This window comes from Streptomyces maremycinicus (genome assembly GCF_001184025.1).
Lineage (GTDB): Bacteria > Actinomycetota > Actinomycetes > Streptomycetales > Streptomycetaceae > Streptomyces > Streptomyces maremycinicus.
In genome coordinates, this window is the sequence record NZ_BBYG01000011.1 from 586,496 (window position 1) to 608,287 (window position 21,792).

Annotated in this window: 16 protein-coding genes, 1 pseudogene and 1 riboswitch; of the genes and pseudogenes, 11 read left to right on the top strand and 6 right to left on the bottom strand. The window is 69.0% G+C overall.

What is annotated here, in order from left to right:
* Window positions 1-172 precede the first annotated feature (172 nt).
* Both AOQ37_RS13000 and AOQ37_RS13005 read left to right on the top strand, forming a co-directional pair.
* Entirely contained in the window at window positions 173-805 is a 633-nt protein-coding gene (locus tag AOQ37_RS13000) for a helix-turn-helix domain-containing protein (RefSeq protein ID WP_062644376.1), read from the top strand.
* Window positions 802-924, top strand: a complete 123-nt coding sequence (locus AOQ37_RS13005; protein WP_020129477.1) for a DUF6126 family protein — start codon at window positions 802-804, stop codon at window positions 922-924. The genes AOQ37_RS13000 and AOQ37_RS13005 overlap by 4 nt, the downstream gene beginning before the upstream one ends.
* A 35-nt stretch (window positions 925-959) precedes the next feature.
* Here the strand turns inward: AOQ37_RS13005 and AOQ37_RS13010 are convergent, their stop codons facing one another.
* Window positions 960-1,757, bottom strand: coding sequence for a tyrosine-protein phosphatase (locus AOQ37_RS13010; RefSeq protein WP_062644378.1), 798 nt, complete (start codon window positions 1,755-1,757; stop codon window positions 960-962).
* A 220-nt stretch (window positions 1,758-1,977) separates the two neighbouring features.
* Here AOQ37_RS13010 and AOQ37_RS13015 point away from each other — a divergent pair, with 220 nt between their 5' ends.
* From AOQ37_RS13015 to AOQ37_RS13040, 6 genes are all read left to right on the top strand, one after another.
* Window positions 1,978-4,053: an alpha-galactosidase gene (locus AOQ37_RS13015; RefSeq protein WP_062644379.1), complete on the top strand. Its 2,076-nt coding sequence runs from the start codon at window positions 1,978-1,980 to the stop codon at window positions 4,051-4,053.
* Window positions 4,054-4,357: 304 nt separating this feature from the next.
* Window positions 4,358-4,517: riboswitch (cyclic di-AMP (ydaO/yuaA leader) on the top strand.
* 4 nt (window positions 4,518-4,521) lie between these two features.
* A complete protein-coding gene (locus AOQ37_RS13020) occupies window positions 4,522-5,496 on the top strand; it encodes a M23 family metallopeptidase (protein ID WP_062644381.1) in 975 nt (324 codons plus the stop codon).
* A gap of 313 nt (window positions 5,497-5,809) precedes the next feature.
* Entirely contained in the window at window positions 5,810-7,705 is a 1,896-nt protein-coding gene (locus AOQ37_RS13025) for a rhamnogalacturonan lyase family protein (RefSeq protein WP_062644383.1), read from the top strand.
* Between the two features lie 14 nt (window positions 7,706-7,719).
* A complete protein-coding gene (locus tag AOQ37_RS13030; RefSeq protein ID WP_062644385.1) occupies window positions 7,720-8,427 on the top strand; it encodes a DUF6250 domain-containing protein in 708 nt (235 codons plus the stop codon).
* Between the two features lie 126 nt (window positions 8,428-8,553).
* Complete coding sequence (locus AOQ37_RS13035; protein ID WP_062644387.1) at window positions 8,554-9,339, top strand: SGNH/GDSL hydrolase family protein; 786 nt, start codon at window positions 8,554-8,556, stop codon at window positions 9,337-9,339.
* Between the two features lie 76 nt (window positions 9,340-9,415).
* A complete protein-coding gene (locus AOQ37_RS13040) occupies window positions 9,416-10,237 on the top strand; it encodes an SIMPL domain-containing protein (protein WP_234436886.1) in 822 nt (273 codons plus the stop codon).
* A 375-nt stretch (window positions 10,238-10,612) separates the two neighbouring features.
* On the opposite strand, the gene AOQ37_RS13045 is transcribed toward AOQ37_RS13040, so the two are convergent.
* Both AOQ37_RS13045 and AOQ37_RS13050 read right to left on the bottom strand, forming a co-directional pair.
* The gene (locus AOQ37_RS13045; RefSeq protein ID WP_078890144.1) at window positions 10,613-11,233 is read right to left on the bottom strand and encodes a TetR/AcrR family transcriptional regulator; all 621 of its coding nucleotides are present in this window, start codon (window positions 11,231-11,233) and stop codon (window positions 10,613-10,615) included.
* Between the two features lie 58 nt (window positions 11,234-11,291).
* Window positions 11,292-12,479 carry a glutamate dehydrogenase gene (locus tag AOQ37_RS13050; RefSeq protein WP_062644391.1) on the bottom strand — a complete coding sequence of 396 codons (1,188 nt, stop codon included), beginning with the start codon at window positions 12,477-12,479 and terminating at the stop codon, window positions 11,292-11,294.
* 197 nt (window positions 12,480-12,676) lie between these two features.
* Between AOQ37_RS13050 and AOQ37_RS13055 the strand changes: the two genes are divergently transcribed.
* From AOQ37_RS13055 to AOQ37_RS13065, 3 genes are all read left to right on the top strand, one after another.
* A complete protein-coding gene (locus tag AOQ37_RS13055) occupies window positions 12,677-13,903 on the top strand; it encodes an MBL fold metallo-hydrolase (protein ID WP_062644393.1) in 1,227 nt (408 codons plus the stop codon).
* Window positions 13,904-14,701: 798 nt separating this feature from the next.
* Window positions 14,702-16,327 (top strand): hypothetical protein, encoded by a 1,626-nt coding sequence (locus tag AOQ37_RS40415; RefSeq protein WP_159401336.1) that lies wholly within the window; start codon window positions 14,702-14,704, stop codon window positions 16,325-16,327.
* A gap of 489 nt (window positions 16,328-16,816) precedes the next feature.
* A complete protein-coding gene (locus AOQ37_RS13065) occupies window positions 16,817-17,191 on the top strand; it encodes a hypothetical protein (protein WP_062644394.1) in 375 nt (124 codons plus the stop codon).
* Window positions 17,192-17,328: 137 nt separating this feature from the next.
* Here AOQ37_RS13065 and AOQ37_RS38650 read toward each other — a convergent pair.
* From AOQ37_RS38650 to AOQ37_RS13075, 3 genes and pseudogenes are all read right to left on the bottom strand, one after another.
* Window positions 17,329-17,487: pseudogene (locus AOQ37_RS38650) on the bottom strand (TerD family protein); the annotation flags it as partial.
* 9 nt (window positions 17,488-17,496) lie between these two features.
* The gene (locus AOQ37_RS13070) at window positions 17,497-20,577 is read right to left on the bottom strand and encodes a hypothetical protein (RefSeq protein WP_159401337.1); all 3,081 of its coding nucleotides are present in this window, start codon (window positions 20,575-20,577) and stop codon (window positions 17,497-17,499) included.
* A 132-nt stretch (window positions 20,578-20,709) separates the two neighbouring features.
* Window positions 20,710-21,336 (bottom strand): hypothetical protein, encoded by a 627-nt coding sequence (locus AOQ37_RS13075; RefSeq protein WP_159401338.1) that lies wholly within the window; start codon window positions 21,334-21,336, stop codon window positions 20,710-20,712.
* Window positions 21,337-21,792 lie beyond the last annotated feature (456 nt).

A 21,792-nucleotide genomic window follows, 5' to 3' on the forward strand; every position in this document is an offset into this window, starting at 1 on the left:
TGCCGCCCCGGTCTGCGCCGCGTCCGTCCGTCCGGGCCTTCGGCGCGTACGGTCGGCGGGCTTCCGGGCGGTGTCGCGTGGTCGTCCGGCCGGTGTCGCGTGGGCTTCCGAGCGTTTTTGCCTCTGAGGCAAGAAATTTGCCGCAGAGGCAATTCCGGCGTGCAATGGAACCATGAACTCGCCCGAGTCCGAGGACCCGGCCGAAGAGGCCAGGGCTCTCCCCGCAGTCGCCCCGCAGCTGCGCGCCCTGCGCCGCCGGGCCGCCCTCACCCTGGAGGCCGCGGCCCGCGCCGCCGGGCTGTCGCCCGCCCACCTCTCCCGTCTGGAGACCGGACAGCGCCAGCCCTCGCTGCCGATGCTGCTCGCGCTCGCCCGCGTCTACGGTACGACGGTCTCCGAACTGCTCGGCGAGACGTCCGCCGACCGGGACGCCGTCGTCCGAGCCGCGGACATGGAGCCGACCCGCGCGGGCGGCTGGACCTACTGGCAGGCGGGCGCCTCCGGGCGCGGGATGCAGGCCCTGCGCGTCCATGTGCCGTACGGCTCCCAGGGAGACGTGGTGCGCGTGCATCCCGGGGAGGAGTGGCTGCACGTCCTGCGCGGACGTCTGCGGCTGCGCCTCGGGGACACCACCGAGCTGCTCGGGCCCGGTGACAGCGCGCACTTCGACTCGCTGACCCCGCACCGCATCGCGGCCCGGGACGACGACGGGGTCGACCTGCTCTTCGTCCACACCCTGCTCCAGAGCCCCACGGCGACGCTGTGCCTGGGCCCGACCCCCTCGGACATCGGAGAGACGCCATGAAGGACATCGAGGAGAAGTTCCCCCGCACCCTCTGGATCCGGCTGATCATCTACATCGCGGTGGGACACGTCTTCGCGGCGTTCCTCTGGCTGCTGTTCGAGGTCGGGGCCAACCAGTAGGGCGCCCTGGCCGTCGCCACCAGCGGGGCGGGGTGTCAGTCGAGCAGCCGGTCCCGCAGGCGCTCGCGGGTCACGGGGGACAGCCCGAGCCCCTGCTCCAGGTAGGCGTCCACGCCGCCCCAGGTCTCCTCGATGGTCTCGAAGGCCGCCGCGAGGTACTCCGCGCGCGCGTCGAAGAGGGGGCTGAGCAGCTCCATGACCTCGGGGGAGTAGGCCTCGGCGGAGCCGGCGCTGCGGCGCACCCGGTAGCGGCGGTGCTTGGCGTTGGACTCCAGATAGTCGGCGAGGATCGCCTCGCGCTCCACGCCCAGGGCGAGCAGTGTCACCGCGATGGACAGGCCCGCGCGGTCCTTGCCCGCCGCGCAGTGCATCAGGGCCGGGACGCTGTCCTCGGCGAGGGAGTGCAGCACCTGCGCGTGCTCGGCCGTCCGTTCCCTGATGATCGAGCGGTAGGACGCGATCATGCGGCCGGCTGCCTTGCCGTCGCCGAGGATCCCGCGCAGCTGGTCGATATCGCCGTCGCGGACCATCTTCCAGAACTCGGAGCCGTCCGCCGGGTCCGACAGCGGCAGGTTCACGTTGCGCACGCCCGGCAGCTCGACGTCCGGGCCCTCCAGCTTCTGGTCCGCGGCGTTGCGGAAGTCGAAGACCGTGTGCAGGCCCAGGGCGGAGAGGAACGCGGCGTCCTCGTCGGTCGCGTGCGCGAGATGGCCGCTGCGGAACAGCACGCCGTGCCGCACCCGTCGGCCGTCCGCGGTCGGCAGACCGCCCACATCCCGGAAGTTGCGGACGCCGGCCAGCTCGGGCTCGGTCGACGGGATCTGCTGCGTCACGGGGCCTGCCTCCCTGTCGGTCCCGCGGGCGCGGCTCGTGTGGCCGACGGGACATCTCCTCGACGATACGACATGGATTCCCCGGGCAACGGGTTGTCCACAGGGCGGTACCGCGGACGTCTGCCCAGGTGAAGAGTGTCCACGGAAAGTTGCCCGGCGGGCCGACCGCATTCGATGATGTTGGCGCTTGATCGCACCTGTTCGAATTAGTGGGGGTTTGATGCCCGAGATCGCCGACAACGGCCGCACCTGGATCCTTTCGGGGCCCACGAGCAGCTACGCCCTCCACCTCACCGAGGCCGACGAGCTGATCCACCTGCACTGGGGCCCGGGCATCGCGCTCGCGGACGCCGAGGCGCTCGCCGCCCTCCCGCTGTCGGAGCGCGGGGCGTCCTTCGAGTCGCCGCTCGACGGCCGCGAGGAGTACCCGGTCGAGGGTGGCCCCCGCTTCGTGCGGCCCGCCCTGTCCGTGCGCACCGACGAGCGGCGCGGTACCGAGTGGTCCTACCAGGACTTCGAGGCCGACGGCGACGAGCTGCGGCTGCGCTTCCGGGACGCCGGCCTGGCCGTCACCCTCCACTACCGGATGCGGGGCGATGTCGTCGAGCGCTGGACGACCCTGCGCAACGAGGGCGAGCGGCCGCTGGAGCTGCTCCGCGCCGACTCCGCGACCTGGACCCTGCCCGAGCGGGACGACTGGCGGCTGTCGCAGCTGCACGGCCGTTGGGCCGCCGAGTCCCGGCTCACCCGGTCCCCGCTCACCTACGGCGAGAAGGTCATCGGCAGCCGCCGCGGCCACACCGGGCACCAGCACCTGCCGTGGGTCGCCCTGGACACCGACGCGACCGAGGAGCGCGGCGAGGTCTACGGCTGCGCCCTCGGCTGGTCGGGCTCCTGGCGGATCGCCGTCGCCCAACTCCCCGACGCGCGCGTGCAGATCACCGGGGGCGCCGGATACGACGACTCCGGTCTGCTGCTGCTGGCCGCGGGGGAGTCCTTCACCACGCCCGTCTTCGCCGGCCTGTGGAGCGACGCCGGCTTCGGCGGGGCGAGCCGCACCTGGCACGCCTACCAGCGCGCCTACGTCGTCCCGGACGCCGAACAGGACCGGCCGGTGCTGTTCAACTCCTGGGAGGCCACCTACTTCGACATCTCCGAGGAGCAGCAGGCCACGCTCGCCCGGCGGGCCGCGGCGATCGGCGTGGAGCTCTTCGTCGTCGACGACGGCTGGTTCGGGGCGCGCACCGGCGACCACGCCGGGCTCGGCGACTGGGGGCCCAACCCGGATCGCTTCCCGAACGGCCTGAAGCCCCTGGCCGACACGGTCCACGACCTCGGCATGCAGTTCGGCATCTGGGTCGAGCCCGAGATGGTCAACCCGGACAGCGATCTGTACCGCGCCCACCCCGACTGGGTGCAGTTCCAATCAGGACGAAAGCGGACGGAGTTCCGCAATCAACTCGTACTGAACCTCGCCCGCGAGGACGTCCAGGAGTACCTCTGGGAGCACCTCCACGGGCTCCTGTCCAGCGCGCCCGTGGACTATGTGAAGTGGGACTTCAACCGCTGCTTCACCGACGCCGGCTGGCCGGACGACCCCTACCCGCAGCGCCTCTGGGTCGACCACGTCCGGGCCCTGTACGCGCTCCTGGACCGGCTGCGGGCGGCCCATCCCCAGGTCGCCTTCGAGTCCTGCTCCGGCGGTGGCGGTCGCATCGACCTCGGGATCATCAGCCGCACCGACCAGGTGTGGACCTCCGACAACACCGATCCGCTCGACCGGCTGGACATCCAGCACGGCTTCAGCCAGATCCATCCCGCCCGGGTCATGGCCGCATGGGTCACCGACAGTCCCAACACCCAGCTCAACGGCCGGGTCAGCTCGCTGCGCTTCCGGTTCGTCAGCGCCATGGCCGGTGTGCTCGGCGTCGGCGGAGACCTCTCCGAGTGGAGTGACGAGGAGCTCGCCGAGGCGCGCCGTTGGGTGGACCTCTACAAGGAGATCCGGCCTCTGGTGCAGCAGGGCGATCTCTACCGGCTGCGCCCCCCGGCGGCGGGATCGAGCGCCGTCCAGTACGTGCGCGGCGACGAGAGCGTCGTCCTCGCCTGGCTCCAGGCGCAGCGGTTCGGTGAGCCCGTACCGGCGCTGCGGCTGCGCGGGCTCGACCCCGCGGCATCGTACGAATGCCGCGAAACGGGCGAAGTGTATCGCGGGGCGGTGCTGCTGCACCACGGACTGCGCCTGGGGCTTCGAGGTGACCTTGATGCGACGGTTATCCGACTGCGTCGTATCTGAGGTTTCTGTCCGAATTGGCTCCTTAGTTCCAACTCGCTCTGGAATAAAGGAACCTGGAAAGCCGTCACGTGAGCAGCGTCATATCCGTGACCGTATGTCGCCCGTCATGTTCACGTAATTCGCATGCTTTTCCAGGGGGCTTGCCGGTGCGCGGGCTCTTCGGTTCACGGAGTGTGACCGGGGATTCTCACAGCGGATCAAGAGAAAGGTGTGAACAGCGCAACCTCTGCTTGTCCCTGTGCGTCCTGGTCGCTTACGTTCCACACCAATCCGGACGGACGCCGAATCCTGCCACCGCCCGGAATCCGCACACTCACCCGTATCTGGCAGGAGCGGGGGACCCACAGGCAGAACCGCCTGTTCCGGTCTCCGGAACAGGCTTTGGGGTAAAGCCGCGCCTCGGCGCGGCCGGGCATCTCCAGTCCGCACCCGACAGCTCACCTCGCAGGCGCCGGAGAGGAATTCGCCATGCCCGCGAAGGGTAAGCACCGCCGTCCGAAGACCCAGCGCTTCGCTCGTTCCATCGCCGTCGCCGGAACGGGTGGCGCAGCGCTCGCCCTTCCGCTCATCGGTGCCGCCGGCGCCCACGCGGCCCCCGGCCAGTCCGTCGCGCAGTCCGCCTCCCAGGCCGCTCCGGAAAAGGCCGTGCAGGCCGTTCCGGTGGCGCGGAAGGCGGCCGCCGCCACCACGGCCACGTCCTACACCGTGCGCTCCGGCGACTATCTGTCGAAGATCGCCGACGAGCAGAACGTCAGCGGCGGCTGGCGGAAGCTGTACCAGGACAACCGGCAGGCCGTCGGCAGTGATCCGTCGCTGATCCACCCCGGGCTGAAGCTCTCGATCGGCAAGAAGGCCGCGACCGGCGACACCGGTTCGTCGTCCGGCTCGAAGTCCGGTTCATCCTCTTCTTCCCCTTCGTCCTCCGCGTCGAAGTCGAAGGCGTCCAAGTCGTCGTCCTCGTCGTCCTCTTCGTCCGGTTCGTCCTCCTCGAAGACGGTCACCCAGGCCGCCGAGAGCGACAGCGGTACCTCCAGCGGTTACACGCTGCCGGTGGCGGGCGCGACCGTCGGAACCGCGTACCACACGGCCGGCAGCATGTGGTCCAGCGGCTACCACACGGGTACCGACTTCGTCGTCCCGACCGGCACGACCCTCAAGGCCGTGGGCGCGGGCACCGTCGTCTCCGCGGGCTGGGGCGGCGCCTACGGCAACCAGGTCGTCATCAAGCTCGCCGACGGCTACTACGCCCAGTACGCCCACCTGTCCCAGCTCTCCGTCTCGGCCGGCCAGGCCGTGACCGCGGGCCAGCAGGTCGGCCTCTCCGGGGCGACCGGCAACGTGACCGGCCCGCACCTGCACTTCGAGATCCGCACCACGCCGGACTACGGCTCCGACGTGGACCCGATCGCCTACCTCCGCGCACACGGCGTCTCGGTCGGCTGACCCCACCGACCCCGACGACCTCTCGCCTGACACGCTGCCGAAGGCCGGACCCCGATCCCCGGGTCCGGCCTTCGGCATGTCCGCACGCGGGCGCCCGGAAGCCGCAGGGCGGGGAGATGTGCGATCGGAAGTCGGCGGGGCGGGGGAGGGGTGCCCTCGGGTCGCGTCGGACCGTGTCGGACTTTGCGCGTTCATGATCGTTCTATTGCGTTCTTGTGGCAGCCCTTCCTGCCCCGTCGACAGGCGGGACAGGGTGGGGACACAGTGATCTCCGTCAGCGAGCAAGCGCTTTCTACCGCTCTCCGGAGGTCCTGTGTCCGGCGTCGACCGACGCATCGTCATCAAGGGTGCCGCGACCGCGGCCGCCGTCACCGCCGTGGCCCTGCTGGCCGGGTTCACCCCCGTGCCCGCCGGGCACACCACCGAGACCCCGCGCCGGATCGTCGAGAACCTCGACCGCGGCCTGGTCGCCACCCCGTCCGGCGCGGGGACCTTCCTCAGCTGGCGGCTGCTCGGCACCGAATACGCGCGGTACGGCGACGCCATCGCCTTCAACGTCTACAAGAACGGCCACCGCCTCAACCGGGAGCCGGTGCGGAGATCGACGACCTACCAGGACGACACCCGGGGCACGGGGACCTACACCGTCCGGGCCGTGGTCGACGGGCATGAGCGGAGGCCGAGTCCGGCGGCCCTGCGCTTCACCGACGGCTACGCCGAGATCCCGCTGGCCGCCGCCGACGGCTACACCGTGCAGCACGCCTGGCCGGGCGACCTCGACGGCGACGGACGCTACGAACTCGTCGTCAGCCGGCTCTCCGGGACCCGGGACCGGCCCGACCTGCTGGAGGCCTACACGCTCACCGGCGAGCGGCTGTGGCGGGTCGATCTCGGCCCCGGCTCCTACACCCAGGTCGGCGGGAACGGCGCCAACGACCCGGCGCCCGCCGCGATCAGCGGTTCCACGGCGATCGGCGGCTACCGCAACGACGACAACGTCACCGTCTACGACCTCGACTCCGACGGCCGCGCCGAGGTGCTCGCGCACACCGCCGCCGGGACCACCTTCGCCGACGGCGCACAGGTCACCGCCGACTCGCCCGCGAACCAGTTCGTGTCGGTGATCGATGGCGCGAGGGGTACCGAACGGACCCGGCAACCCGTCCCCGACGACCTCACGGCCGACGGCCCCTCCGGCGGCCACTTCGGCGTCGCCTACCTCGACGGCGTGCATCCCAGCCTGGTCACCAAGCTGGTCACCCGGGTCGGCGCCAGACGCGGCTCGTTCCGGGTCCTGTTCCAGACCTGGGACTTCGACGGCACCGATCTCACCCGCCGTTGGAAGCACCTCGTGGACCCGACGACCGGCGCGACCAGCTTCCACCAGATCCGCACCGTCGACGTCGACGGCGACGGCAGGGACGAGATCGCCGACGGCAACTACGTCGTGAACAGCGACGGCACGCTGCGCTACGTCGTCGACGGGGCCATCCACGGCGACCGCTTCGACATCGCCGACCTCGACCCCGACCGGCCCGGCCTGGAGGGCTTCGCCATCCAGCAGTCCGAGCTGGGCATCGTGTCCGCCTTCCCCTGGTACTACTACGACGCCGACACCGGCGAGCGGCTGGTGACCGGCTCGCACCCGACGAGCCCGGTGAGCGACGCCGACCTCGACACCGGCCGCGGGAACGCCGCGGACATCGACCCGAATCACCGCGGCTACGAGTACTGGACCTCCACCGCCGACGTCACCCGGCCCGGCGCGGGCGTCTTCAACGTCCGGGACGGCAAGGTCTCCACCACCACCCCCAGCGTCAACTTCCGTATCTGGTGGGACGGTGACAAGGCGTCAGAACTGCTCGACTTCACCCGTGTCGAGAAGTGGGACCCGGCTACCGAGAGCAGCGCCACGGTCTTCGACCCGGCCGGCGTCGTCTCCGGCGCCCGCAACGCCACCCCGTTCTACGGCGACCTCCTCGGCGACTGGCGCGAGGAGATCCTCGCCGAGACCGCCGACCACACCGCCCTGCGCCTCTACACCAGCACCGTGCCGACCGGCACCCGCGTCTACACGCTCGCCCAGAACCCCGCGTACCGCCTCGGCTGGACCGTCCGCGGCTACCTCCAGTCCACGTACACCGACTACTACCTCGGCACCGAGACCCGCCGCGTTCCCGAGCCGCACCTGACCACCCCCGCCCACTGAAGGAGCCGACCATCATGACGACCACCCGCAGGGCGTTCGGAGCCCTCGCCGCCGGCGCCGCGCTGGCCGCCCTCGCCCCCGCGACCGCCGCGAGCGCCGGGCCCCGCCACCGCCGCCTGATCGCCCACGACGACTTCCGCCAGGGCCTGCGCCAGTGGGCCGTCGAACTGGAGAAGGGCGGGACGGTCACCGCCTCCCGCGGGACCCTGGAGGTCGACGTGCCCGCCGGGGCCACGATCTGGTTCAAGCGGCCGCTCCAGGGGCCGTACGTCATCGAGTACACCGCCACGCCCGTCTCCGCGGGCGGGGTCAACGACCGCGTCTCCGACCTCAACAACTTCTGGAACGCCGTCGACGTCCGCTCCCCGGAGAACCTCTTCGCCACCCCGCGCGGCGGAGCCCTCGCCGAGTACGACTACCTCAAGACGTACTACGTCGGCTACGGCGCCAACACCAACACCACGACCAGGCTGCGGCGCTACGTCGGCGAGCCGGGCGTCCGTCCGCTGATCTTCGACTACACCGAGCCGCTGCTGGTCGCGAACGAGCCGAACCACGTCCGTATCGTCTCCGACGGCTCTACGGTCCGCTGGTGGAACAACGGCCGGCTCGTCTTCGACCACAGCGACCCGGAGCCGTACACCGGCGGGCACTTCGCCTTCCGCACCACCTGGAGCCATTTCCGGATCAACGACTTCCGTGCCTGGTCCCTTATTCCCTGATTGGCAAACTCTTTAAGGGTGTCTTATCTCACCGCCCGTCAACCCCTTCCTACGATCGCGTAGGTCACATTCGAAGGTGAATGATGAACTGCTGTGGCAGACGATTCGAAGAGTGACGACAGATCAGTGATCAGGTCGTACGTGGCGGTGGGGGACAGCTTCACCGAGGGCGTCGGCGACCCGGGCCCCGACGGGGCGTTCGTCGGCTGGGCGGACCGCTTCGCGGTACTCCTCGCCGACCGGCGCCCCGAGGGCGACTTCGACTACACCAACCTCGCGGTCCGCGGGAAGCTTCTCGACCAGATCGTGGAGGACCAGCTCCCCAGGGCGGTGGAACTCGCCCCGGACCTGGTCTCCTTCTGTGCGGGCGGCAACGACATCCTTCGGCCCGGTACCGACCCGGACGAGGTCGCCGAGCGCTTCGAGCGCGCGATCTCGGCCCTGAGCGCAGCGGCCGGCACCGTCATGGTGACGACCGGCTTCGACACCCGTGGCGTCCCCGTGCTCAAACATCTGCGCGGCAAGATCGCCACCTACAACGGGCACGTCCGTGCCGTGGCCGACCGCTACGGCTGCCCGGTCCTCGACCTGTGGTCCCTGAAGTCCATCCAGGACCGCAGGGCCTGGGACGGCGACCGGCTCCACCTCTCCCCGGAGGGGCACACGCGCGTGGCGCTGCGCGGGGGCCAGGTGCTCGGCCTCGAGGTACCGGCCGACCCGGAGCAGCCGTGGCCGCTGCTCCCGCCGCGCGGCACCCTGGACGTGCGGCGCGACGACGTCCACTGGGCGCGCGAGTACCTGGTGCCGTGGATCGGACGCAGGCTGCGCGGGCAGTCCTCCGGCGACCATGTGACCGCCAAGGGCACGCTGTCGCCGGACGACATCAGGATGCGGATCGCGGCCGTGGCCTGAACCCCGTCCGCACGCTCCACCAGTGAGGTGATCGTACGGGAGTGGTGTCCGGGCGGGGCCGGGCCCGGGTGCTGGGATGACCGCACCCGCGCCCGGCGCCGTCCGGGCACCGCCCGACACCTCCGAGGACCGGTCCCGTATGCCCTTCCCCCGTACGCCCGTCGCCGCGGCCCTCGTCTCGTTGCTCGCCCTGGGGGTCACCGCACTCACCGCGCCCACGGCCGGCGCGCTGCCCGACCACCCGGCGGCGGCCCGTCCACTCGCGCCGGACAGCCCCGCCACCGTCACGGTGACCGGGGAGGGCAGCGCGAGCGCACCGCCCGACCTCGCGGTCGTCGGGGCCGGTGTGGAGACCTCCGCAAAGACCTCGCAGTCCGCCCTGGACGCGCAGAACAAGGCGGCCGCCGCGCTGCTGGCCGCCGTCCGCGCCCAGGGCGTCGCCGACCGGGACATCCGGACGGAGCGCGTCTCCCTCGACGCCGTCTACGACCACACGGGCGGCACCGCCCGTCTGACGGGCTACCAGGCCGCGCAGTCGTTCTCCGTGAAGGTGCGGGAGGTGGCGAAGGTCGGCGCGGTCGTGCAGGCGGTCACCGACGCCACCGGTGACGCCGGGCGGATCGGCTTCGTGGCCTTCGACGTCGCCGACCCCGCCCCGCTGCGGTCCGGTGCGCGCGAGGCCGCGCACGCCGACGCCCGCACCAAGGCCGAGCAGTACGCCCGCCTCAGCGGCCGTCGCCTCGGCCGGCTCGTCTCGCTCAGCGAGGACGCCTCCAGCTCCCCGCGCCCGGCGCCCTCGGCCGCGGACACCCCCGGCGCCGGCCTCGGCGGAGTGCCGGTCGCCCCCGGCGAGATCCGCGCGACGGCGACGGTGACGGCGGTGTACGAACTGGACTGACGCGTCGCCGAAGCGGGCAGTCGGGCCGACGGGTCAGCAGGCCGGCGAACCGGCGGGTCAGCCGGGCGGTGGTCCAGTGGGGTCGGGGGCGAGGCACCCGGCGTCGTCGGCCGCCGAGCACTTCGGGGCCGCTCCCGGCGGGGGTGCGGGTCGCGCCCGGTGAGATGCGTACGACAGCCGCAGCCGCAGCCGCAGCCGCAGCCGCAGCCGCAGCGATTGCGATTGCGACTGCGACTCGGCGGCGACCGGCGATCGGTGACGCTGATGTACGGGCCGGGCCGGGTGAGGCACGAGCCGTACCGAGCGTCGGCTGGAAGGGGGCACCGGTCCGGCGGGTGCCGGGTCGGTGCGGGAGCCGGCCGGGCGGTGGAGCCGTCAGCGCTCCTGGGCGCTCGACGTCCCGGGGACCAGTCCGAGTTCCCGGGCCAGCGCCTCGTCGACCCACTCCTGGGCCCGGGTCCGGGACACCGTGCCCGCGTAGGACGTCAGTTGTACGGCCAGTCCGTCGAGCAGGGCCGTCAGGCGCAGGGCCGTGCCGGCCGGGTCCGGGCAGCGGAACTCGCCCGCGGCCACGCCCTCGGCTATCACCTCGGCGAGCGCCGCCTTCCACTTGCGGTCGAGATCGCGCGCGACCTCCCGCAACGCGGGCTCGCGCAGCGACACGGCCCAGCCCTCGATCCACAGCCGCCAGCCCTTGGCCTGACCCGTGGGCGCGTACCAGCGCACCGCCGACCGCAGCCGGCGCAGCGCGGTCGTACGGCGGCCGACCAGCTTGCGCAGCCGTGCCAGGTCTCCCTCCGCCGCGTAGGCGAACGCGTCGGCGACGAGCCTCTCCTTCGTCGAGAAGTGGTAGAGCACCAGCGCGTTGCTCACGCCGAGCGACGCGGCCACGTCGGCGATCCTGACCGCCGCCACGCCCCGCGCCTCGATCTGCTCGATGGCCGCCCGCAGCAGCTCCTCGCGCCGCTCGGCCACACTCAACCGGACCCTCACCACGCCGTCACCCTAATCCGTCGGCGTCGGCGCCGCCGGACCGGTCCGCGGCGGCGGACGCTCAGGGAGCGGGCCGGTAGCGCCCGAAGCGTTCGGCGATCACCGGCAGCCGCTGCTCGGCGATCGCGTGCGCGGCGGCCCGGGGCGTCGTGCCGTCCGCCTCGGCGCGGGCCAGCACCAGTTCCACCAGGGCGCGCATCGAACGGCGGGTGTACGCGAAGGCCTCCGCCGGGTCCGCGCCGATGTCACCGAACAGCGTCCACCACCACCAGGCGTTCGTACCGGAGTTGACGACGACGTCCGGCAGGACGCGCACCCCGCGCGCGTGCAGCAGCCGCTCCGCCTCGGGCAGGACGGGCATGTTGGCGGCCTCGGCGATCCACCGGGCGCCGATCCGCTCCTGCTCCTCGACCCCGATGGCGTACGACACGGCGGCCGGCACCAGCACCTCGGCCGCCACCGACAGCCAGGCGTCGCCCGGCAGTTCCAGGTCTCCGGGGCGCAGTGCGGCGCGGTCCACGGTGCCGTGGGCGTCCCGCGCGGCGAGCAGCGCCTCCACGTCGAGGCCGGCCGGGTGGGCGATCGTTCCCTTGACGTCGGCGACGGCCACGACCGTCAGCCCCGCGCGCGCGAGGAAGCGCGCGGTGGCCCCGCCCATGGTGCCGAACCCCTGCACGGCGACCCGCGTCCCCGCGTGCGGCACCCCGGCCCGGTCCAGGGCGGTGAGCACGGACTCGGCGACCCCGCAGCCGCCGACCAGCTCGTCCAGGCCGATGCCGTCCACCTCGACGGCGAAGGCCGCGGCCAGCCGCTCGCGGGCGGTGCCCTCGTCCTCCAGCAGCGGGTAGACCGCCTGCACGGACGACACCAGCCCCGCCTCGGCGGCCGCCCGGTCCACCAGATCCTGGGTGAGCCCCAGGTCCTCGCCGGTGGTCCAGCAGCTCTCCAGGTACGGCCGGACCGCCCGCAGGTAGCGCACCAGCAGCCCGTACGCCTCCGGATCGCGGGGATCGCAGTCGATGCCGCCCTTGGCCCCGCCCAGGGGGACGTAGCGCGCCTCGGGGTCGTAGTGCAGTGCCTCCTTGAGGCTCATGCCGCGGGCGAGTCCGGTCACCTCCTCCAGGGTGCAGCCCGCCCGCATCCGCAGTCCGCCGCTGCACACCCCGCGCACGAGCCGGTCGACGACGAGGTGGCCCTGCCGCCCGGTGACGTGGTCGGTCCAGGTGAGCGACAGGAAGGGGGTGGTCATACGGACTCCTCGACCGGCGGACCGGTACGGCCGAAACGGTGGGTACTGAACAGTGGGTCAGTATCGGAACGCGGGTACGCGGTGTCAAAGCAGGTTCGCGGAGGAACGCGGGTACGCGCAGGAATGACCGGGGTGACCGGGGCGTTGTCGGAGCGGGCGACCATAATGGAATGCCTCAGCGACTCCCTGGAGGTACCGTGTCCGGTTTCCGTTCCCTGAGCTCCGGGCTCCGCGCTCTACAGCCCGCGGCCTTCGGCGCGGATCCGAGCGGTGAGCGCCTGGCGCGCATCCGCAGATCGCCCCACTTCAAGGACGGGGTCTTCCAGAACCCCGGCGGCACGGCGCGGACCCGCCCTTCGGGCTCCGCGCTCGACTTCGCCAAGGTCTTCTTCGACAAGGAGCAGCGGCCCCGCCGCGCCCCCTCGGGCGCCGTCCCGGTGCACCCCACCACCCTCGCCGACCTCGCCGAGCCGCCGGCCACCGGGCTGCGGCTGACCTGGATGGGCCACTCCAGCGTGCTCGCGGAGATCGACGGACAGCGGGTCCTGTTCGACCCCGTCTGGGGCGAGCGCTGCTCGCCGTTCGCCTTCGCGGGGCCCAAGCGGCTGCACCCGGTGCCGCTGCCGCTGGCCGCGCTGGGCCCGGTCGACGTCGTCGTCATCTCGCACGACCACTACGACCATCTGGACCTGCCCACGATCAAGGCGCTCGCGGACACCGACACCCTGTTCGCCGTGCCGCTCGGGGTCGGCGCCCACCTCGAACACTGGGGCGTGTCCGCCGACCGGCTGCGCGAGCTGGACTGGCACGAGGCGACGAAGGTCGGCGGACTCACCCTGACCGCCACCCCCGCCCGGCACTTCTGCGGCCGCGGTCTGCGCAACACCCAGCACACCCTGTGGGCCTCCTGGGTGGTCGCGGGCGAGGAGCACCGGATCTACCACAGCGGCGACACGGGCTACTTCGACGGCTTCAAGGACATCGGCGCGCAGCACGGTCCGTTCGACGCGACGATGATCCAGATCGGGGCGTACTCCGACTTCTGGCCCAAGAACCACACGGATTCTACGCCGGTGCCGGGTGCGTGGCCGGACATTCACATGAGCCCTGTGCAGGGCGTTCAATCGCACCTTGACCTGCAGCAAGGCGAGCCTAGCGGTGTGCTGCTGCCGATCCACTGGGGGACCTTCAACCTGGCGTTCCATCCGTGGGCCGAGCCCGGTGAGTGGACCAAGGCGGCTGCGGATGGGGTGGGGCAGGCGGTTGCGCTTCCTGTTCCGGGGCAGCCGTTCGAGCCGGCCGGGGTGCTGCCGGTCGAGCCGTGGTGGCGGGGTGTGGGGTACGTGCCCGACCACGAGTGGCCCGTCCCCGCGCTCGCGTCGAAGACGACTCGTGAAGATCTCGATCTGGTGGGCGAGGTCTGATCATGGACGAGCTGAGGTGCGTGACCGATGCCTCGGCGGCTATGTCGGAGGCTGAGCGGAATCAGGCGTTTCGATCCATCGATGGGCCCGGACGTCGGCAGGCAGAGGAGAAGACGTGGGAGTACCGGCCGCTGCCTTTGATGCACCGTAGAGGGGTGACCGTTCGGGTGAAGGTGACTGGCGTATAGCGTCAGCGATACTTCGGCCCGACGCTGAACTGGTTCCGATGGCGCATTACGCGGAGCGCGTTGCCATCCTTGAACCAACTGCGAACGGCTCCTGACGGTGTGAATGGGATTTCTATTCATACCCCTTCCAGCTCCGCAGCCCGTGACGACATGTGCGGTTGTGGAGGAGGCAACGGGTTTTCTATCCAGCCTGGGCCTGTCGCCCGGACGGCGCATCTCTACCGGTACTTCGTTGAACTCGTCGGTAGGTGGGGTTGACGGCTGAGCGGGGCGGTTGTGCAGCGGTGGGGTGTCGAGTTTCGGGGGCGAGGATCACGGGCGAGCAGTGCGAGCTTGGTAGAGCCTCCCATGGCAAAAAGGCCCGTCTCGGACGCAGCAGAGACGTTTGGTGCCGGGTGCGCACCCGCAGAAACGAGCTCGGCAAGAGCCGGGAACGCCTTGCCGACCACAGCGGTATGGCACCGGACGTTCATCGGGCAGATCGAACGCCGGCAGCGCAACGTGAGCCTGCACAACATCCTGAGGCCAGCCGAGGCGCTCGGCGTGAACGCGGCGGAGTTGGTGCGGGGGGGCTTCAGTGGGGCCGAGGACAGTAGAGACTGAGGGCGACATGAAGAACAGAGTGGACTGGACGGACGAGCGGCTTGGATCCAATATCTACGAAGACATGGTCTCCGTCCTTATCAGTCGTCTTCATCCGCAAGCCCAGCGCATCGATGGAGCGGGGGGAGACAAGGGACGTGACGTCCAGGTATCGCTCCTTACGGGCCTGGAAATCTTCGAGCTCAAGAGCTTTACCGGGCGCCTTGATGAAAGGTCCGGCAGGAGGCGGCAAGTTTCCGAGTCGCTCAAAAACGCGGCCAAGCACAACCCTGTGGCTTGGCACCTAGTGGTACCCATTAATCACACCGATGGCGAACTCGCGTGGTTCAATGAATTGGCTGCCAAGTACTCCTTCCCGTGCGCTTGGCGCGGGAAGGATTGGCTTGACAGTCAGATGGCCTCCCACCCGGAGCTCCCGCGTTACTACCTAGAAGGCAGCAACGACGAGATCGTTAGCATGATGCGGGAGATCAACCAAGAGCAGGCCGCCCTCACCCGAGGTGTTACTGATCTAGTAGATCGTGTACGCGCGCTCAAGGACCGCCTCAACTCGCTCGATCCGCACTACGAATTTAGCTTTAGTGTCCAGCCCAACGGCTCCGTCAACGTCACAACACATCCTCGATACCCGGGTGCCGAGAAGGATCGCCCCATTCAGATCGGTGGCGCGTTTAGCTTCCCCAGCACTGAGGACGGAAAGAAGGCTGCACAGGCGCTTCAGGACAGCTTCGACTATGGGACGGCCACTGTTGTTCCGAGCGAGTTCGTGAAGAAATTTTCCATCGATGCACCTGCCGAGTTTGGCGGAAACTTTGATGGTGGTGAACTGCGCATCGGTGGTGCCATTGACAATACTCCGCTGGCAGACGCACGATTCGCCCTCCGTATTCGAGATACTCAAGGGACTATTAAGGCTCATCTCCCACTCGAAGCCAAGGAACGGACAGCAGGTAGGAGAGGAATCGAGTTGAAGCTTGAAGACCTTGGTGGGGTTGCAAAGGTTGTGACGCGGTTCGACGTGACTGCCCATCAAGCCAAAGTCACATACGCGTTCCAGATGCCCGATCGCAGCTTGCCGTGTATCCTGTTGCCGGTCGTTCGCTTTCTAGCAGAAGCGAAAGAGGGCCGTGGTGCAACCTTGGTACTTAATGGCAAGGAAATTGGTCCACCAATGGATCTGCCTGCCTCGAATCCAAGTGTCGATGAGTCACTCAAACTTCTTCGTGTCCTTGACGACATTCAGCGCATCAGTGGTGTGTACTTTCCGATTCCTCAAGACCTGACCGATGAAGAATTCAAGTCAATCAAAGAAGCCCACCGTTACCTAAGCGGCGAGACAATTGTCTTGCAGTGGGACTACGTTTCTTTCACGATCCCGCGAACAAGTTTGGAGAGCCCCGAGTTTCAGCAGCTCCAGCAGGGTGACATCGTCCCCAATATTGTTCTAAGAAATGACCTAGTCCTTCGCTTGGGTGAAGATTCCTACAGCCTGGGATTTCTCAACCGGACGTACGCCTCGGCAAAGCTAGAGTCTCTGACCGATGTTACCGATGACTCCGGCGCCGAAGATACAGTTACTGTGAAAATCGTGCCGGGTGATGACATGTCTGTATCAGTCTGTCTGGCCGAGTAGACGCGCTACACAACCGCAAAATCGAAATTCGATGTCCCAGCACCACAGCGAGAGCCCGGCCCCAACCGCTCTTCACAAAGAGCCGTCCTGCTCTCGGTCATGTTCCTGCCGTCCGTCTGTGTACTTTCGCACCCAAGATGCCAGCGGGGTCCGGAACGCCAATAGCGCTGTCAGAGCGACGGCTGCACCGCCCCATGCGATGAGCGAGGTCCTAGCGGACTCAATCCGATGCGACCAGGTGTCACTGACCGAGAGACCCGTCGGCGACGGCGCTTCGGAACGCGGTCCAGGCATGGATCCAGGAGCGTCCGGGCTGCCCGGACACGCATCCGGGCAGCTCAGCCCAGGTCCCCCAGCCTGGCGTCTGGACAGCAGTGTGGACACCGGCGGCGAGTCGAGGCTCAGAGTTCTGCCCGAATCTGCCGCATCCGCCCCACTGCATCCCCGCGACACGGGATGATGCGCCCAACAGCACCCTCGGGGGGACCCATGAGTACCCGCACCGCATCCACTGCTCTCGCAGCCGCGCTCACCGCCGGCCTGCTACTCGGTGCCTGCTCGAGCAGTGATAGCACCGACGGCGAGGCGAAGGCCGACACCCCCAAACCTGCAGAGACTGTCACAGCCACCGCAACCAAGCTGCTGAGTGAGGAAGAAATCAGCCAGCAGTGCACCGACGCCGTCGCCGACGCCGCTCCCGGATGGAACGACTGGAACTTGGATTTCGCGGGCTACAAGGACAACCCTCAGGTGCCCGAGGTGTGCAAGGGGCTCGACACCCTTGCGTTCAGCGATGCATACGTAGAGGGCTTGGACGTTGCGGCTGCATGCGATACGCCCGCCGCCCTACCGGGCAGGTGCTGACGATCCTAGCCCCCTGAACCCAGGCGGCATGTTCCACGCATTCTCGCCGAGGCCGCCTCTGACGCTCCTGGACGTCACCACGTGGAATCGGACAAGATCAATTCACGCAATGACCCTGGAGCGGGTACGCGCGCTTGTCACTCGCCGATGTCGACTCCGTATCCGCGTGCGAGTGCGTCCAGGGAGTGGTCGTAGCCTTGGCCGACGGCGCGTAGGCGCCAGACCGTGCCTCTCCGATAGATCTCCGCTAGCAGCATGGTGCGTTCGGTGGTGGCGGCGTCCGTGGCGGCGTTTGCGCTCCGGGCTCAATCAAACGCCAGGACATCCTCGTGCGGGACATCGAGGGTCCAGTACGCGTAGCGGGCGCCGAGAAGTTCCAGCAGAGCCGGGAAGTTTGGTGTCTGGCGGTGGGATTCCAGCCCGAGACTCTGCAGTGTGGACAGAGTGCTGGTGGCGAGGGCCTGCTTCAGAGCGGCCGGTGTGAAGGCGTCATCGGGCGGTGCCGGATCGTCTTCGGTTTCTGGCCGTCGCAGCGTTGCCGCCCTGCAGATGATGTCCTGCGGATTCGCCGCGGGATCAATGGTCATCTCCAGCGATAGCCGGTAGTTGATCACGATGTTGAGCACCGCGGTAAGGAGGTGCCAATCGCGCCAGCCGTCGTCTCGCAGCGCGAGGGAGGTGGCGCGAAATGACGCGGATGCGGTCAGTCTTTTCATGGTGTACCGCACGATGGGAAAGGCTTCGTATCGGCGCCGTACCGCCTCGATGGCACTCGCCTCGTCATACCCGGGGCCGGGCGCGTGCGGCAGGTCCAGAGCCGGGTGGGCTGCTGCACGGAAGGGAGGAACGTCCTCAGGCGGAGTGGGGCGGAGGCTTGAAAGTTGGCGGTAGTGATCGTCTGGCAGCAGGTCGGCGAGTTCGTCGTAGGCCCGGCCAGCAATGAGTTTGTGGTTGAGTCCCCGCTCGAATGCTGTTTGCACCTTCTGTATGAACTGCTCCTCGGGCAAGAGCGATTCGGCCATGAGGATAGCCATGAGCGGCGCAGCCAGGTCGGCAAGGTACTCCCCGCCGTGCGCATCCGTCTCCTCGTTCCAGGGGGCGAGGTATACCCGCCACCGACTGACGTGGTTGTCCGGGAGCTGCTCGGGCTCTGGTGCCCGGGCGTCGAGTTGCACGTCAATGTGGACGTGGGCCGGCTGCAGCAGCGGATCGAGAAGGACCAGCTCAGCGATCAGGATTTGCGCCGCGGCGACGAACCGTTCGCAGGCCAGCACCGCGTGCCGCGTGTTCTCGCACTCCGCCTGCCAGGTCGGGCCCCCGGCCGCCCAGTGGTAGACGCGCCGTGGCCCCTCATCGGCGAAGAGCCGGCCGCAGCCGCTGCGCATGGCCATCTGCAACCATTCGGCTTCACTGCGTGCAGGCGCGTCGAAGTCTTCGAGATGAGCATCGATGAGAGCATGCAGCCCGGTCCGCGCATGCACGTCCGCCAGGACCGGGACGAGGTGGGGACGGATCTGCCGGGCGGCCAGCAGGGCCATGCCGCTATCGACCACCACGGCCTGGAAGTCGTCGTGCTCCTCCTCGTTCCAGGGGTCATCCACGTACTGGCCCTGAGCAGTGATGGCGTACTCCGACAGCGCGGCTGAGGTCAACAGGTTGCCGGCCTGGTAGTCGCAGTCGGAGGACCGCAGCAGTCCCTGGGCGATGAACGGGGCCAGTGTGGGGTCTTGGGAACTTCCTGCCGCGACGCACACGGCGAGGGCACACTGCTTGGCGGCCAGCGGCAAATGGAGGAGGCTGTAGAGTCTGCCCGCCATGAGCAGTGCCTGCAGCGCCCAGGGCAGGGTGTCGCCGAACCACGTGCTGACCTTCATGGTATGGACTTCCCCAAGCGCTTCGAGGGGGCGCTCGATCCGAAGGAATTGCAGGGCCCGGTTGCGGCTCTTGCGGGCGCGGGCGATGCCACCTTCTGTCCGTTCGACGGCCTCGTCGAGTGCCTGGCGCACCTGCGGATAGGCCGGGTGCGCGGCCAGCAGCGGGGCCGTCAGATCGAAGGCGTCGGCGATGGATGCCACAGGGAAGGTCTGCGCCTCGGGCAGCAAGTCGCACAATTGCTGCAGGTGCACCATGGCTTGAGGCAGATCGGCCACGGTGAGCCGGTTCGGATCAAGAGGGCCGATGTCCTCGGATGTCAGATAGCGCGGCGCCGGCTCTGCCCGATCCGCAGCCAGCTCGGGCCGGTAGTCCGCTGGCTGGTCGGCCGGGCGGATCCGCAACGCCGCATGCGCGGCCAGGGCGTGCAGCCTGGCCCGGCGGTTGACCGGCGGATCCTCCTCCAGGAGGGTTCGGATACGCGCGGTGAGCAAGGCCGTCCAGCGTTCTAGGTCTTGTGCCGTGAGTGCGGTGGCGTGTCCGGTCCAGGCCCCGTAGACGTAGGTCAGCAGCATCTCGGCGTCGTGTAGCAGTCCCATGTCGCTGCTGCTGAGTGCCTGATCGAAGAAGTCTCGTACCAGGGCGTCTGCGGGAGTGAGGTCGCCCAGACCGCGCAGGTGGGCCACGGCGATTTCGTACTGCAGTCTCGGTCGTACGCTGTCGGGGTCGGCGACCTGCAGCACGCGGCGAGCCCAGTCGAGCCAGTCCGCGAGGTCGGCGCGCGCCCCGGCGTTGAAGGTGGCATGCCGAAGGGTCCGTCGCAGTTGGGCGAACTCGCCCAGCCGACCGGTGAATTCCTCCTGTTCACGCCAGCGGGTGCGGGCCTGCAGGTACCACTCGGGGTGGGCCTCCGTGCTGTCGGGCGCAGGGGCGAACTCGCTGGGGACCTGCAGGTATGTCTCGGTGAGATGGAACAGGTCTGGTTCTGCGAGCTCTTGGGCCAGCCACAGGCTGTCGAAGATGTCCACGCTCACCTGGAAGTTGGTGCGGGCCTGGTCTTGCAGGTTGTGGCGGGTGCTGACGGGCACCGGGGCCACGGTGAAGTAGGCGATCCGGTGCACGGGGGTGCCGGTGGAGCAGATGGAGGCAATGTCATTGCGGATCTTGCCGGCAACGTTGCTGCGCTGGATCGTGCAGGCCAGCACGATTGTCTCGTTCGAGGCGAGCCGCGCGAAGGCCGACGCCTCGGGGGCCTTGCTGCGCAGGCAAGTGAAGTAGCTTTCCGCGTCGCGGCCTTGGTCTCCGCCCGTGCTCACCGGTCCGGTGGCTGGCAGGAGATTGCTCGCGATCCTACGCCGGGCCACGGCGAGGGACAGTGTCTCGAAGTCGTGGTGGGCGTTGCGCTCCCCCAGTGTGTCCAGGCCGAAGCGGATGAACTGCTGCAGTTGCGACGCGGTCGCCACGGAAGGGTCCTCCTCGCTGCTCTGCGCCGGCGGGCGCAGCGGTTCGGCCATGGTGTGTCTGCCTGCACCACACCCTGCCGGGGCGATGTTGTGTGGTGGGCGCAAGCGCAGTACTGGGCCGGGGTTCCGATCGAGACGCTGGGCACGCCCTGATGTCGGTCTGTCGGCGAAGACAGGATCTGGTCAGCGGACGCTCTCGATGATCTTCATGAGGCGGGCGACGGAACGTTTATCGTGGCCGCGCGCCACCATGTGTCCCACGACGATGTCCGCATCGATGTCGTCCTGCCGCAGCAGGCCCTCCAGGATGTAGGCACTGCGGTCGGCGCCGAAGCCTCTCGTCCACCCGTTGTTGCCGTAGCCGTGGATCCGTTCAAGTTCTTGGCGCTGTTCGGGGCTGCGGGTATCGGCGGTTACTGCTCCGGTCGTCAGGTCCACGGCCTGAACCTCCATCGCCCACCCGATCAGGGGCGCGGTGAGGCTTTCCACCACTGCCAGAGCGCTGTTGCGGGCGTATGAGGCCGCAAGGTCCATGTCGCCGTAGTCCGGCACATAGGCCAGGACAGGCCGCTGCCTGAACTGCGCGCCGTGGCCCCGGCTCGTCGTAGCCTCGTAGGTGCGAGCGAACTGCCTGATCACGTCCGGGCCTGACTGCCACTGCTGCTGGGTCGGCGTCACCAACAGGGGCTGGCCCCCCAGAACATGGGCCTGCTTCAGCAGCCAAGCCGCCGCCGATTCCGCAGCCTCGTCCCAACTCCGCTCGGGGTCGTTATCAGGCACCCATGCTGAGGTGTAGGTCACCATCGTCATTCCTCGACCGTAACGCCAGGCACTGACATTCACCTTCGGCGGGAGCATCCCTGGGCTTCATCTCGCCCGGCCGCTGCCGCGACAGACGCAGAGTTGCCCGTCGTCCTTGACGTCCACGCGTCGAACGGCACATAATACCGCTCCCTTGTGCTCCGAACACCCGCGCCTCGTACGCGGTGACCAACCGATCGGACCGTGGCCGCACGCCCGCGCGATCGAGGCCGCACCACCCCCGGATCTCAAGTCGACCACCGACGTCAACTTCAACGACGCCCAGCTGAATGGGTGACAGACCAGCAGCACTAGGACGAGTCCATCGTCCGAGCCCGGCTCGAAGTTTTGGGGAGATAGCTCGCTCCGGAGCGGAACAGCCTTTGGCCGGCGGGTTGTGAGCGACTGCCGTGGTCCTGGTGTGCTGGTCATGGTTGAGAGCGCCACCAATGGTCAACTCCCGCT